The organism is Parafrigoribacterium soli (assembly GCF_040227235.1).
Lineage (GTDB): Bacteria > Actinomycetota > Actinomycetes > Actinomycetales > Microbacteriaceae > Parafrigoribacterium_A > Parafrigoribacterium_A soli.
Map to the genome: position 1 here is coordinate 606,286 of NZ_JBELNZ010000001.1, position 13,328 is coordinate 619,613.

Annotated in this window: 12 protein-coding genes; 8 read left to right on the forward strand and 4 right to left on the reverse strand. The window is 67.0% G+C overall.

Annotation, left to right across the window (positions count from 1 at the left end; all coding sequences use genetic code 11):
• The 3 genes from ABUA37_RS02925 to ABUA37_RS02935 all read left to right on the forward strand — a co-directional run bounded on the left by ABUA37_RS02925 (window position 1) and on the right by ABUA37_RS02935 (window position 1,805).
• Window positions 1-996 (forward strand): glycosyltransferase, encoded by a 996-nt coding sequence (locus ABUA37_RS02925; RefSeq protein WP_349897618.1) that lies wholly within the window; start codon window positions 1-3, stop codon window positions 994-996.
• Window positions 989-1,216 (forward strand): CDGSH iron-sulfur domain-containing protein, encoded by a 228-nt coding sequence (locus tag ABUA37_RS02930; RefSeq protein ID WP_349897619.1) that lies wholly within the window; start codon window positions 989-991, stop codon window positions 1,214-1,216. Before ABUA37_RS02925 ends, ABUA37_RS02930 begins: the two co-directional genes overlap by 8 nt.
• Window positions 1,217-1,358: 142 nt before the next feature.
• Window positions 1,359-1,805, forward strand: a complete 447-nt coding sequence (locus ABUA37_RS02935; protein WP_349897620.1) for a hypothetical protein — start codon at window positions 1,359-1,361, stop codon at window positions 1,803-1,805.
• A 6-nt stretch (window positions 1,806-1,811) separates the two neighbouring features.
• Here ABUA37_RS02935 and ABUA37_RS02940 read toward each other — a convergent pair whose 3' ends face one another.
• The 3 genes from ABUA37_RS02940 to ABUA37_RS02950 all read right to left on the reverse strand — a co-directional run bounded on the left by ABUA37_RS02940 (window position 1,812) and on the right by ABUA37_RS02950 (window position 6,736).
• Window positions 1,812-3,878 carry an ABC transporter ATP-binding protein gene (locus ABUA37_RS02940; RefSeq protein WP_349897621.1) on the reverse strand — a complete coding sequence of 689 codons (2,067 nt, stop codon included), beginning with the start codon at window positions 3,876-3,878 and terminating at the stop codon, window positions 1,812-1,814.
• Window positions 3,875-5,608, reverse strand: coding sequence for an ABC transporter ATP-binding protein (locus tag ABUA37_RS02945; RefSeq protein WP_349897622.1), 1,734 nt, complete (start codon window positions 5,606-5,608; stop codon window positions 3,875-3,877). The genes ABUA37_RS02940 and ABUA37_RS02945 overlap by 4 nt, the downstream gene beginning before the upstream one ends.
• Window positions 5,609-5,869: 261 nt before the next feature.
• Entirely contained in the window at window positions 5,870-6,736 is an 867-nt protein-coding gene (locus tag ABUA37_RS02950) for an aldo/keto reductase family oxidoreductase (RefSeq protein ID WP_349897623.1), read from the reverse strand.
• A gap of 134 nt (window positions 6,737-6,870) precedes the next feature.
• Between ABUA37_RS02950 and ABUA37_RS02955 the strand changes: the two genes are divergently transcribed.
• Window positions 6,871-7,737 (forward strand): helix-turn-helix domain-containing protein, encoded by an 867-nt coding sequence (locus ABUA37_RS02955; RefSeq protein WP_349897624.1) that lies wholly within the window; start codon window positions 6,871-6,873, stop codon window positions 7,735-7,737.
• Window positions 7,738-7,749: 12 nt separating this feature from the next.
• Here ABUA37_RS02955 and ABUA37_RS02960 read toward each other — a convergent pair whose 3' ends face one another.
• Window positions 7,750-8,517 carry an SDR family NAD(P)-dependent oxidoreductase gene (locus ABUA37_RS02960; RefSeq protein ID WP_349897625.1) on the reverse strand — a complete coding sequence of 256 codons (768 nt, stop codon included), beginning with the start codon at window positions 8,515-8,517 and terminating at the stop codon, window positions 7,750-7,752.
• A 215-nt stretch (window positions 8,518-8,732) separates the two neighbouring features.
• Between ABUA37_RS02960 and ABUA37_RS02965 the strand changes: the two genes are divergently transcribed.
• The 4 genes from ABUA37_RS02965 to ABUA37_RS02980 are packed head-to-tail and all read left to right on the forward strand — an operon-like array spanning window position 8,733 to window position 13,316.
• Window positions 8,733-9,191: a hypothetical protein gene (locus tag ABUA37_RS02965; protein WP_349897626.1), complete on the forward strand. Its 459-nt coding sequence runs from the start codon at window positions 8,733-8,735 to the stop codon at window positions 9,189-9,191.
• On the forward strand, window positions 9,188-9,844 hold the full coding sequence (locus ABUA37_RS02970; RefSeq protein ID WP_349897627.1) for a gluconate 2-dehydrogenase subunit 3 family protein: 657 nt from the start codon (window positions 9,188-9,190) through the stop codon (window positions 9,842-9,844). Before ABUA37_RS02965 ends, ABUA37_RS02970 begins: the two co-directional genes overlap by 4 nt.
• Window positions 9,841-11,484: a GMC family oxidoreductase gene (locus ABUA37_RS02975; RefSeq protein WP_349897628.1), complete on the forward strand. Its 1,644-nt coding sequence runs from the start codon at window positions 9,841-9,843 to the stop codon at window positions 11,482-11,484. Before ABUA37_RS02970 ends, ABUA37_RS02975 begins: the two co-directional genes overlap by 4 nt.
• Window positions 11,481-13,316 (forward strand): thiamine pyrophosphate-requiring protein, encoded by a 1,836-nt coding sequence (locus ABUA37_RS02980; protein ID WP_349897629.1) that lies wholly within the window; start codon window positions 11,481-11,483, stop codon window positions 13,314-13,316. The genes ABUA37_RS02975 and ABUA37_RS02980 overlap by 4 nt, the downstream gene beginning before the upstream one ends.
• Window positions 13,317-13,328: the final 12 nt, after the last annotated feature.

A 13,328-nucleotide genomic window follows, 5' to 3' on the forward strand; every position in this document is an offset into this window, starting at 1 on the left:
ATGCCGGCCATTTCCGACGCGGAATACGTCCTGCCGCTGCGCTGGTCGGATGACGCCGGGCTCGCCGAGTTGACCGACTACCTCGGGCGACTGCGCGAATGGGTGCCCGTCACGGTCGTCGATGGTTCGCCGCAGCCGCTGTTCGACGCGCACGCCCTCGCCTGGTCCGGTGGGGTGCGCCACCTCGCGCCCGAACCGTGGCCCGGTCGTAACGGTAAGGTCGCGGGCGTGATGACGGGCCTGCGGCATGCCAGGAGTGAGCGTGTGATTCTCGCCGATGACGACGTGCGCTACACGCTCGACGGGTTGCGGCGAGTCATCGACCTGCTCGAGCGCGCGGACTGCGTGCTCCCCCAGAACTACTTCTCTCCCCTGCCGTGGCACGCCCGCTGGGATACCGCTCGTTCGCTGATCAATCGTGCGTTCGCGTTCGACTACCCGGGAACAGCCGCGGTGAACCGGTCCACGCTGCTGAACGCGGGCGGCTACGACGGCGACGTGCTCTTCGAAAACCTGGAACTCATGCGCACCCTGCGCGCGAACGGGGCGAGAGTTCTGCATGCCGACGATCTCTTCGTCAGCAGGCGGCCGCCATCGGCCGACCACTTCTGGCGACAGCGGATACGGCAGGCCTACGACGACTTCGCTCAGCCCGCGCGGATGACCGCGGAACTGGCGCTGCTCCCCCTCGTAGCGTGGTGCACGGCCGCCCCAGCGCGGCTGGCGGCACTCGGGCTCGTCGCGATCGGTGTGGCGGAAGCCGGGCGTCGACGCGGTTCCGGGCGCGAGGTGTTCCCAGCGACGGCGAGCCTGTGGGCGCCGGTGTGGATTCTCGAGCGAGCCGTGTGCGTCTGGCTCGCTGTGGCGGCCCGCCTGCGGGGAGGGGTGCGCTACTCGGGTGCACGCATACCCGCGGCCGGTTCCTCCAGGCGCACGCTCGCCGCTCGGCTCGCCTCCCCGAAGCGCGGCCACAACGAAGGAGTACTCCATGGATAGTCCGATATCGCACCCGCGGCCGGTGCAGATCGTCGCCTGCCCGAACGGACCGTTGCTGGTGCGCGGCCCCGCCGAGCTCACCACACCGGATGGCGACCCGGTCGAACGCCGACGCGAGACTGTGGCCCTGTGCCGCTGCGGCGTCTCGAACATCAAGCCGTATTGCGACGGCACACACAAGAGCATCGGCTTTCGCACGGAGCCACCGGCCGCGCAGTAGCGCGGCTAACGGACGGTGAACCACGAGTCAAGCCCTTGTCGCAGGGGCGTTTCTGGCGTTCACTGAGAATGGCTGCCAGAGCAGAGCAGCGAGGCACCATCACAGCGCCGCGGCCCCCGCCGCACAACAGAAAAGAGACCCCATGGGAGAAATATTCTTCGGCGATACGGGGCCGATCCGTTTTCATCCACCCGTGCCACCCGCGTCTTCTGAGCGCCGGGTGGAACACCTCGAGTTGCAGCCCATTTCGCTCACCGAATGGCGGGTGCGCGACGTGAGGCTCGGCGAGGACGACCCGCGCAAGCTCGTGGGATTCATCGAACAGAACGAGGCCGGGTTCGGCGCGATGCTGCTCGACGACGGGCACCCGTCATCGTGGGTGAGCTACCCGGTGCTGGAGGAGGCGCTTCTCCACTTCGAAACGGTGGATAGCGCGCCGCTCTCCGCGACCATGGCAACCGCCGCCACGCCGGTCACTCCGGACGAGGGTCACGAGTTGGCCAGCATGACAGCGGCCGCCACGCAGCGCGATGCGTCGACCGGCAACTCTCGTTCCGGCCACCACCCCAGGCACTCGGCGAAGAAGTAGCGCGTCCTAGGCCCGGTCCGGTTCGAGAGCGGCGTCATCTGAGTCCGCGTCGAGGACTTCCTGCGGCCCCTCGTGCGCCACATCCGCGGCATCGAGATCCGTCGCTGCCTGCTCGAACTGCGAGTTGTACAGGCGCCAGTAGGCGCCCTTCCGCTCGATGAGTTCAGTGTGACTGCCGTGCTCCACGATGTCACCGTGCTCCATCACGAGGATGAGGTCGGCGTCGCGGATCGTGGACAGGCGGTGGGCGATCACGAACGAGGTGCGACCGGCCCGCAGCGCGGCCATCGCCTGCTGCAGCAGCAACTCGGTGCGCGTGTCAACCGAGCTCGTCGCCTCGTCGAGGATGAGCACGCTCGGCCGCGCGACGAAGGCGCGAGCGATCGTGATGAGTTGCTTCTCACCCGCGGAGACGTTCGACGCCTCCTCGTCGAGCACGGTGTCGTAACCGTCGGGGAGCGAGTGCACGAAGCGATCGACGTAGGTGGTCCTCGCCGCGTCGAGCACCTCCTCGTCCGTGGCGTCCTGCCGGCCGTAACGGATGTTCTCGCGAATCGTTCCGGCGAACAGCCACGGGTCCTGCAGCACCATGCCGGTGCGCTCGCGAACATCCCTGCGGCGCAGGTCGGCGATGTTCTGCCCGTCGAGCAGGATGCGGCCGCCGTTCAGTTCGTAGAAGCGCATGATGAGGTTGACCAGTGTGGTCTTGCCCGCACCGGTTGGTCCCACGATCGCCACGGTCTGGCCGGGCTTGACCGAGAAACTCAGGTCGCGGATGAGCGGTCGCTCCGGCGTATAGGAGAACTCGACGTTCTCGAAGATGATGGTGCCGTCGTCGTTCGCCGGCGCGGGAGCGTCCGCCGAGTCCGCATCCTGCTCATCACTATCGAGCATCTCGAAGACGCGCTCGGCGGATGCGGTGCCCGACTGCACGACCGCGGCCATGCCACCGAGCTCCGACAGCGGCTGGGTGAACTGCTGCGAGTACTGGATGAACGCCTGCACGTCACCCAGTCGCACTTGGCCGCTCGCGACCATGAGACCACCGAGCACGGCGATGCCGACGTAGGTGAGGTTACCGACGAACATCATGGCGGGCATCATCATGCCGGAGAGGAACTGGGCCTTGAACGAGGCCTCGAACAACTCCTGGTTCTCTGCCTTGAACTTGGTGAGCGCATCTTCTTCACGACCGAACACCTTGACGAGCGCGTGGCCAGAGAACGACTCCTCGACGCGCGAGTTGAGCCGGCCGACCTTCCGCCACTGGATGCCGAACGCCTTCTGCGACTTCGGCCCGATGATGCCGAAGATGACCGCCATGAGCGGCAGGCTCACGAGGGCGACAAGGGCGAGCTGCCACGAGATCGTGAACATCATGATGAGCACGCCGAGAACGGTGAGCACATTGGTCAGGGCGGTGGAGAGCGACTGCTGCATCGTCTGGGTGATGTTGTCGATGTCGTTCGTCACGCGCGAGATGAGCTCACCGCGCTGCACCCGGTCGAAGTAGCTGAGCGGCATGCGGTTGATCTTCGCCTCGACGTCTTCGCGCAGCTTGAACATCGTGGTCATCATGATCGCGTTGATCACGTAGCCCTGAAGCCAGCTGAGCACGGATGCGGCGGCGTAGAGAGCGAGCACCCACATGAGGACGTGACTGAGTGCGATGAAGTCGACGCCCTGACCGGGCGTGATGTGCGCGGCCGAGACGATGTTGGCCAGGTCGTCCTGGCCGTTCGCGCGCAGAGCCGCGACCGCCTGCGCCTTGGTGCCGCCGGCCGGGATCATCTTCGAGATGACGCCCTCGAAGATGATGTTGGTGCCCTCACCGAGCACCTTAGGTGCGATGACGGAGAGCACGACGCCGACCGCTCCGAGGAGCGAGACGAAGGCGAAACCGATGGCGTGCGGCTTGAGCAGGCCGATGAGGCGCCTGAAACTCTTGCCGAAGTTCTCCGCCTTGCCGGGCTTCACGCTCGACCAGTCGTCCGCTCCGAGGCGCGCCTGTTCGGCGAGCTCGAGTTCGAGTCGCTCCTCTTCGGAGAGCGGGGTGGGCGTGCTGGTGCTCATGCTTGGGCCTCCACTCCGAGTTGGGATTCGACGATCTCGCGATAGGTCTCGCAGGTCTCGAGCAGTTCGTCGTGGGTGCCGAGGCCGACCATGCGGCCGTCGTCGAGAACCACGATGCGGTCCGCGTCCACGATCGTGGATACCCGCTGAGCGACGACGATCTTGGTCACCTCGGGCAACTCTCGCCAGAGCGCCTGCCGCAGCCGGGCATCCGTCGTCAGGTCGAGCGCCGAGAACGAGTCATCGAAGACGAGCACGGTCGGCCGGTGCACGATGGCACGGGCGATGGCGAGGCGCTGACGCTGGCCACCGGAGACGTTGGTGCCGCCCTGCGCGATCCGTGCATCGAGGCCGCCCTCCATCTCGGCGACGAAATCGCGACCCTGTGCGATCTCGAGTGCGTGCCAGAGCTCCTCGTCCGTCGCCTCCTCGCGGCCGAAGCGGAGATTGGATGCGACGGTGCCGCTGAACAGGAACGGCCGCTGCGGCACGAGCCCGATTCCGCTCCAGAGCCGGTCGAGGTCTGCCTGGCGCACGTCGACGCCGCCGACGAGCGCGGCACCCGCCGTCACGTCGAAGAGTCGAGGGATGAGCGAGACGAGCGTGGTCTTGCCCGCGCCGGTCGAGCCGACCACCGCGACCGTCTCGCCCGGAGCCGCCGCGAAGGTGACTCCCGCGAGAACGGCGTGCTCCGCACCGGGGTAGGTGAAGGTGGCGTCGCGGAACTCGACGGTGCCGGGCGTCGGAAACTCGGTGACGGCATCCGTGGGGCGCGTCAGCGTGGACTCGCTCACGAGCACCTCGGTGATGCGATCCGCGCTGACTGCGGCGCGAGGGATCATCATGGTCATGAAGCTCGCCATGAGCACGCCCATCAGGATCTGCATGATGTAGGCCATGAAGGCGAAGAGCGTTCCGACCTCGATGTCACCGTTGTCGACGCGGATGCCGCCGAACCAGATCACGCCGACCACGGTGACGTTGAGCACCAGCATGGCTAGGGGGAAGAGCAGCACGAACAGTTCTCCGACCTTGCGGCCGATGACCATGATGTCGCGGTTCGCGCCCTCGAAGCGCTTCGCCTCGATGTCTTCGCGAACGAAGGCGCGCACCACGCGGATGCCGGTGAGCTGCTCGCGCATGATGCGGTTGATGGTGTCGAGCTTCTGCTGCATGCGGCGGAACAGCGGCACCATGCGCCCGATGATGAGCACGGCCATGAGCAGCAGCGCTGGCACGGCGACGGCGATGAGCCAGCTGAGCCCGACATCCTGGCGCAGCGCCATGATGATGCCACCGATCGCCAGCAGCGGTGCGCTGACGAGCATCGTCGCGCCCATCATTGCGAGCATCTGCACCTGCTGCACGTCGTTGGTGTTGCGCGTGATGAGGGAGCCCGGCCCGAATTGCGAGACCTCGCGCTCGGAGAACGCACTGACTCGCTCGAAGACACCATCGCGGATGTCGCGGCCCATGAGCATCGCCGCTCTGGCCGCGAAGAAGGTTGCGATGATCGCGGACACGATCTGCCCGAGGGAGATGACCAGCATCTCGACGCCGGTGGACCAGATGTAGCCGGTGTCGCCCTTGGCCACGCCGTTGTTGATGATGTCGGCGTTGAGGCTCGGCAGATAGAGGGATGCCATGGCCGAGCCGAACTGGAACACCAGCACGCCCAGCAGCAGCCACTTATAGGGCTTCAGGTAGCGGATGAGGAGTTTTACGAGCATGGTGTCTTTCGTCGATGGGGTCGTCGAGCCGCAACGCACCAGAGGTCGGGTGATGGTTGCTGTTGAAGATGTGGTTAGCCCGGGCAGGGCTGCCGAACCGTGCCGATCGAGCCCTACTGTGCCCGTCGCCACCGACATTCGCTGAGGTGGCGCAGTCGCTCGCGCACGCTCTCGTCGTCGTCCCGTGAGAATGCGCAGCCGCCCAGTATGGCAGGCGGCTGCGCAAACGTCAACGATCGATCTTGATCCTCCTCGCGACCGCTACCGGCCGATCGCGTCGAGCTCGGCCACGACATCCGCGGGCAGTTCGAGCGCGGCCCCGGCGACGTTCTCGCGCAGGTGCGCCACGGACGAGGTGCCCGGGATCAGCAGGATGTTCGGCGAGCGCTGCAGCAGCCAGGCGAGCGCCACAGACATGGGCGTGGCCTCGAGCCGCGCCGCGACGGAGTTCAGCGCGTCCGACTGCAGCGGAGCGAAGCCGCCGAGCGGGAAGTACGGCACAAACGCGATGCCCTCCCCCGCCGTGTATTCGACCAGCTCATCCTCATCCCGGTGGGCGAGGTTGTAGTAGTTCTGCACGCTCACCACCGGCGCGATGGTTCGCGCCTCGGCGAGCTGCTCCGCGGTGACGTTGCTGACGCCGAGATGACGGATGAGACCCTGCTGCTGCAATTCGGCAAGCGTCTCGAACTCCTCGGCGAGCGATCCCTCCACGGGAGCCTCGACCGCGCCGACCCGCAGGTTCACGAGATCGAGTGCGTCCAGCCCCAGGTGTGCGAGGTTGTCGCGCACGTGCGTGCGCAACTCCTCCGGAGTGCGGGCATGCGGCCATCCGCCCTTATCATCGCGTCGGGCACCCAGCTTCGTGACGATGTGCAGCTGCTGAGGGTAAGGAAAGAGCGCCTCGCGGATGATCTCGTTCGTGACGTGCGGTCCGTAGAAGTCCGCGGTGTCGATGTGGGTGATGCCGAGGGCGACCACCTCGCGCAGCACGGCGATGGCCTCATCGCGATCCTTGGGTGGCCCGAAGACTCCGGGGCCGGCCAGCTGCATCGCGCCGTAGCCGACGCGGGTGAGGTCGAGATCGCCGACGCGGTAGGTGCCGCCGGCGAGTGTCTGTGTTGTCATGATGTCCTCCCGTGCCTCGCGGTCGCGAGGCGCACATCCACTGTGCTTCGGCCGCCGCGGCACAGACAGTGCCCGCGCGATCCTGGGGGTAGCAGGACCAGTGTGGGTGAACGCGACACGCATAAAGTGGACGGATGGCCGTGTCGAATGCATTGGGAGAGTATCTGAAGGCTCGACGCCAGCTCGTCGACCCCGCCGACGCCGGCATCCGGGTGACCGGGGTGCGCCGCACCCCAGGACTACGACGTGAAGAGGTCGCGACCCTCGCAGGCATCAGTGCCGACTACTACCTGCGACTGGAGCAGGGCCGCGATCGCAACCCGTCGTCCCAGGTGCTCGAGTCGCTCGCCCGCGTGTTCGGGCTCGATGCGCCAGCCACGCAGTTCCTGCTCAGTCTCTCCGGCTCCAAGCGCGCGCCTTCGAGGCGGCCAAAACGAGAAGTGGTGCCGGTCGGCATCCTGCAGTTGCTCGACACCATCGGCCTGCCCGCGTTCGTGGAGGGCTCACTCTTCGAGGTGCTCGCCACGAATCCGCTCGCGACCGCGCTGTCACCGACCATCCGCGTCGGCCAGAATCGCATTCTCGCGATGTTCCTCGACCCGGCGGAACAGGACCTGTATCCCGACTGGGATCAGGCTATCGAAGGGATGATCGCCGGGTTCCGCACCTCCGTGGGCGCTCGCCTCGACGACCCCGCGGTGGCACAACTCGTCGGCGAGTTGTCGCTGCGCAGCGAGCACTTCCGCCAACTGTGGGCGCGCCACGACGTGAAGCCGCTCGCCGGCGCACCCGTGCGGATGCGGCATCCGGAAGTGGGGATGCTCGAACTCCGGCGAGAGAAGCTCCCCGTCGGCGATGCGGGCCAACTGCTCGTGATCTACCACGCGGAGCGCGGCTCGGAGAGCGAACGGTCGCTCGCCCTGCTCGGCTCTCTCGCCGCAACCTCGTCGGCGACCTCGTCCGGGCCGGGCTTTGGCTCCGACGCCGTGCGACTGGGCTAAGCCCGAACTCGGCTAGAGACCGACGCTGCCCTGCATGAGACCGCCGTCGATCACGAGGGTCGTCGCCGTGAGGTAGTTCTGTCTGCCGGAGGCCAGGTACATCACGAGGTCGGCGATCTCCGCCGCCTTCGCCATCCGGCCGAGCGGAATCGCCTTGTCGAGCGTCGTGAGCTTCTTCAGGTCCTTCATGGTCGAGGCGTTGATGGGCGTCTCGACGGCACCCGGGGCAACGTTCACGACGCGGATGTCGTGCTCGCCCAGTTCGACGCCGGCGGTGCGGGTGAGCATCCGCATGCCGCCCTTCGACACGCAGTAGGCGGTGTTGCCGGGCATCGGCCAGTCCTCGTGCACAGATGACATGTTGATGACGAGGCCCGGAGTCTTCTGCGCCAGGAACTGCTTCGCGGCCAACTGCGTGCCGAAGAACGCGCTCTTCAGGTTGATGTCCATGACCCGGTCGAACTGCTCCTCGCTCGTGTCGAGGATGGAGGTGCGGGTCTCGATGCCCGCGTTGTTCACGAGCACATCCAGCTGCCCGAACGACGACACCGCGGCATCGATGAGCGCCTGGATGCCCGGAAGTGTGCTGACATCGGCCTTCACTCCCACGGCCTTGCCGCCGAGTTTCTCGACCGTGGCTTCGAGTTCCTTCGTCTCGTCCGGGTTGGCGACGTAGTCGATCACAATGCTCGCGCCCTCCGCCGCAGCCGCAAGAACGATTGCCTCGCCGATGCCACTGTTGCCGCCGGTGACGATGATGCTTTTTCCTTCAAGAAGCACGTCGGCCTCCTTTCTGACACCGTGCAGGGTACGCCCGCTGGATGCGAATCGTGCGATGTCTGGGAACGCGGTGCGAGCGAGCCGAAAGTCTGCTTCGCATAGACCGTTGCGGGGTTGAGCTACCCCGCAAGTCGGGCGCAGGGTGAAAAAGCAGGCCGTGTCGATGACCGGACGAAACGCTCGCCCCTCCCATGGTCGGAAGGCGAGGACTCAGGGTGCGAACGCGACAGGCACGACCGGTGGGACAGCACGGCATCGATCGTCTCGTGCGAAATGTGCGAACCGGCCGCTTCGAGCGCAGCCTGTCAGCACTCACCGCCGGCGGTGCCGTCGTCACCGCGGCCGAGATCTTCTTCGAACACGACAAGGCGAGCTTCGGCAACAAGTGGATGTGGGTCCCGGTGGTGCTCGGGCCCGTCGGCGCCGCCGCCGGCGTGCTCGGCGTCGTGAGCCACCGCGCCGCGAAGACCGTGCTGCCCGTCGTCTCTGCGACGATCATCGCGAACGGACTGCAGGGACTCTGGCTGCACGGCCGCGGCATCCGGCAGAAGCCGGGCGGGTGGAAGAACTTTCGCTACAACATGGAGATGGGGCCACCCCTGATGGCGCCCCTCCTCGTCACGCTCGTCGGCGGCATGGGCGTGCTCGCCGCGATCCTGCGGCGCGAGAAGTGACCGCGCTGCCGCTGGGGCCGACGAACGGCGGAGCCCGCTTTCCCGGCTTCGACGTCACGAGCCAGGCCCAGCACTGGGACGGTCGAACCCGCGAAACCGTGCTGGCCCGACTGCGCCCGCTCCCGCATCCGCGGTTCTTCAGCGAGACGGAACAGCACGCGGCGAGCGCCCTCTTCGACCAGTTGCTCTACCAGCCCGAGGAGCCGCGCGTGCCCGTGATGAACATGGTGGATGCGCGCATCGCCGCGGGCGAAACGGACGGCTGGCACTACCAGACCATGCCTCCGGATGCCGAGGCCTGGCGCCAGACGCTGGCCGCCCTCGACGACGACAGCACCGATCGCTACGGCCAGGTCTTCGCCGAGTGCAGTTGGGATGAGCAGAGCGACCTGCTGCGGGCGATTCACGAGCTCGGCACGGAACTGTGGCACGGCATGAGCGCACAGCAGGTGTGGAGCCTGTGGACGCGCTATGCCTGCACGGCCTTCTATTCGCATCCGCTCGCCTGGAACGAGATCGGCTTCGACGGCCCCGCCTACCCGCGCGGGTACAAGAACCTCGGCGTCGACCGACTGGAGGGCATCGAGGTGCACGACGCGCATCCCGCGGACCCGATAAGGCACGACGACGCGAGGGGAGGTGCCGGGCGATGATGGACGTCAGGGAACGCAACGAGTCCGCCTGGCTGATGACCGCGGACGGTGCCCGCATCGAGCCGCGGCTACGCCAGAACATGCGCCACTATCGCGACGATGACGAGGTCGACCTGGTCATCGTCGGCTGCGGCGCGGGAGGCTCGACCCTGCTCCAGCGGATGGCGAGGGCCGGAGCGCGCGTCGTCGCCCTCGACGCCGGGCCCTTCTGGGACCCCGAGGCGGACTGGGTGAGCGACGAAGCCGGCTCGCACGGCCTCTACTGGACCGAGCCGCGCGAGATCGGCGGCAACGACCCCGTCCCGCTCGGCTCCAACAATTCCGGCCGCGGCGTCGGCGGCTCGATGATCCACTACGCCGGCTACACGCCCAGGTTCCACCCGAGCGACTTCCACACCAGAACGGGCGACGGCGTCGGCGCCGACTGGCCAATCGAGTATCCGGACCTCAAGCCGTACTACGAGGCGATCGAGGGCGAACTGCCGGTGGCCGGCGACCACTGGCCGTGGGGCGACCCGCACGACTATCCGCAGCGCCCGCATCCGGTCTCGGGCAACGGTGAGCTGTTCCAGCGTGGTGCTCTCGCCGCCGGAATCGGCGCGCAGGTTGGCCCCGTCGCGATCTCGAACGGTCGCTTCGGCAATCGCCCGCACTGCATCTATCGCGGATTCTGCCTGCAGGGCTGCAAGGTGAATGCGAAAGCCTCTCCGCTCATCACCCATATTCCGGATGCCCTGGCCCACGGCGCGGAGGTGCGGCCCGATTCCATGGTCACCCGCATCGAGATCGACGAGCGCACGGGTCGAGCGACGGGTGTGCGCTACTGGCGGGACGGGGTGGAGCACGTTCAGCGCGCGGCCATGGTGGCCGTGGCCGGATACTCGATCGAGACGCCACGACTGCTGCTGAATTCCACCTCTGCCCGCTTCCCCCGCGGCCTCTGCAACGACTTCGACCAGGTCGGCCGCAACCTCATGGTTCAGGGTGCGCCGCAGACCGCGGGTCGCTTCGAGAGTGAGGTGCGGATGTGGAAGGGGCCGCCGCCCGAGGTGAGCTCCGAGGAGTTCTACGAGACGCAACCCGGCAAGCCCTATAAGCGCGGCTTCTCGATCCAGACGGTCTCACCGCTGCCGATCACCTGGGCGGAGCACGTGATGGCCCAGGGCTACTGGGGTGCGGACCTGCGCAAGTACATGAGCGACTACGTGCACTGGGCCTGCCTCGGTGCGCTGTGCGAGTTCCTACCACAGCCCGACAACCGCGTCGTGCTGGCGGAGGAGAAGGACCGCCACGGCATGCCGATCGCGCGCTTCGACTACAGCCAGTGCGACAACGATCGCGCCCTCGTGAAGGCCGCGACCTCGGTGATGGAGGACATCCTGAGGGCCGCCGGTGCCGACGAGGTGATCACGATCAACCGCTACGCGCACCTCGTGGGCGGTGCCCGCATGGCCGCGAGCGAGGAGGAGGGCGTGGTGGATGCCGACTGCCGCAGCTTCGCGGTGCCGAACCTGCTCATCGTCGACGGAAGCGTGCTGCCCACCCAGGGCAGCGCAAACCCGGCACTGACCATCATGGCCGTCGCGGCGCGCGCCGCCGATCGGCTGATCGAAGCATCGAACAAGGGAGTTTTACCGTGACGAACGTCAGCGATTTTGTCATCCAGCGGATCAGGGAGTGGGGCGTGAGCCGCGTCTTCGGCTTCCCCGGCGACGGCATCGGAGAGTTCGACGGAGCCCTCGGGCGAGCGGAGCGCGAGGGCGAGGGGCTCGACTACATCCGGCCGACCCATGAGGAGATCTGTGCGCTCATGGCCACCGCGCACGCGAAGTTCACCGGCGAGGTCGGAGTCTGCATGGCCACCTCGAGCCCGGGTGCCTTCCACCTGATCAACGGGCTGTATGACGCAAAGATGGACAACCAACCCGTCGTCGCCATCGTCGGCCAGCAGGGACTCAACGCATTCGGCACCTCCAACCAACAGGAAAGCAACCTGGAACGCGCGCTCTCGGATGTCGCGGTCTACGTGCAGACGGTCGTCTCGCCGGAGCAGGCGCAGGCGGTCGTCGACACCGCGTTCCGTATGGCGCGGGTCGAACTCGGGCCCGCGGTCGTCATCCTGCCGCACGACGTGCAGGGCATGGAGTTCGTGCCGCCCACCCCCGAGAACTGGGTGTCACGATCGAGCGCCGTGGCCCCGTCGATCAGGATCACGCCGCCAGATGACGACATCCGGGCCGCCGCGGCGATCATCAACGCGGGCTCCAAGGTCACATTCCTGGTCGGGCATGGGTCGAACGGCGCAACCGAGGAGGTGCTGCGCGCGGCCGAGCTTGCCGGTGCGGGCATCATCACGACGCTGCGGGCGAAGCAGGTCGTTCCGGCGGATGTGCCATACCACTCGCAGCAGGTCGGCCTCCTCGGCAGCCTTCCGAGCGTTCACCAGATGAGCGGATGCGACACCCTCGTTATGCTCGGAACGAACTACCCCTACGGTCAGTTCCTGCCCGCGACGGGCCAGGCTCGCGCCATCCAGGTGGACCTCAAGCCCGCCCAGATGGGGCTGCGCTACCCGACCGAGCTGAACCTGTGGGGCGACGTGAAGCACACGCTCGCCGCGCTCACCCCGCTGCTCGAGCAGAAGTCCGATCTCGCCTGGCAGCAGGAGGTCGCGGACGGGATGGTCGAGTGGCGCAGCGAGATGGAAGCCCAGGCGATGGCGAGCTACGACGACGGCGTGAACCCGCGCAGGGTCTACTTCGAGCTCAATAAGCGACTGCCGCCGCGCGCTATCGTCACCGCGGATGCCGGCTCAACCGCCGACTGGTACGGCCACCACATCCTGCTGCGCGAGGGCATGCTGGGCGACCTCTCCGGCAGGCTAGCCACCATGCTCGCGGCGATGCCGTATGCCACCGCGGCGAAGTTCGCCTATCCGGAGCGCTGCGTGGTGTGCACGATCGGCGACGGCGCCTTTCAGATGCTCGGCATGAACGAGCTCATCACGATCAAGAAGTACCTCGACAAGTGGGGCGACAATCCGCAGTTCATCATCATGGTGCTGCACAACGACGACCTCACCCAGGTGTCGTGGGAGATGCGCACGGAGGATGCGAATCCACTGTGGTCGACCTCTCAGAACGTCGAGTCTGTGGACTACGCGGGGTGGGCCGAACTGCTCGGCTTCACGGGCATCCGAGTGACGACGGATGACGAGGTTGCGCCCGCCTGGGACGCCGCGTTCGCCAACCGTGGCGTCACCCTCATCGACGCGCACACGAGCAAGAACGTGCCGCCGCTGCCGCCGCACATCGCCCTCGAGTACGCGAAGAACACCGGGCTGGCGCTGCTGAAGGGCGACCCCGAGGGACTTGCCGTGATCAAGGACACCGCAAAGTCGCTGTTCGTGGAGGGCGTGGAACGCGTGCGGGGCACGCTCGGGATCGGCCAGGAGGACGAGCCCGCCAAATAGAGAAGGAGCAGA

Coding starts and splice junctions, on each gene's coding strand:
- ABUA37_RS02925 (WP_349897618.1), top strand. CDS start 1: ATGCCGGCCATTTCCGACGCGGAATACGTCCTGCCGCTGCGCTGGTCG.
- ABUA37_RS02940 (WP_349897621.1), bottom strand. CDS start 3,878: ATGAGCACCAGCACGCCCACCCCGCTCTCCGAAGAGGAGCGACTCGAA.
- ABUA37_RS02930 (WP_349897619.1), top strand. CDS start 989: ATGGATAGTCCGATATCGCACCCGCGGCCGGTGCAGATCGTCGCCTGC.
- ABUA37_RS02935 (WP_349897620.1), top strand. CDS start 1,359: ATGGGAGAAATATTCTTCGGCGATACGGGGCCGATCCGTTTTCATCCA.
- ABUA37_RS02950 (WP_349897623.1), bottom strand. CDS start 6,736: ATGACAACACAGACACTCGCCGGCGGCACCTACCGCGTCGGCGATCTC.
- ABUA37_RS02955 (WP_349897624.1), top strand. CDS start 6,871: ATGGCCGTGTCGAATGCATTGGGAGAGTATCTGAAGGCTCGACGCCAG.
- ABUA37_RS02945 (WP_349897622.1), bottom strand. CDS start 5,608: ATGCTCGTAAAACTCCTCATCCGCTACCTGAAGCCCTATAAGTGGCTG.
- ABUA37_RS02975 (WP_349897628.1), top strand. CDS start 9,841: ATGATGGACGTCAGGGAACGCAACGAGTCCGCCTGGCTGATGACCGCG.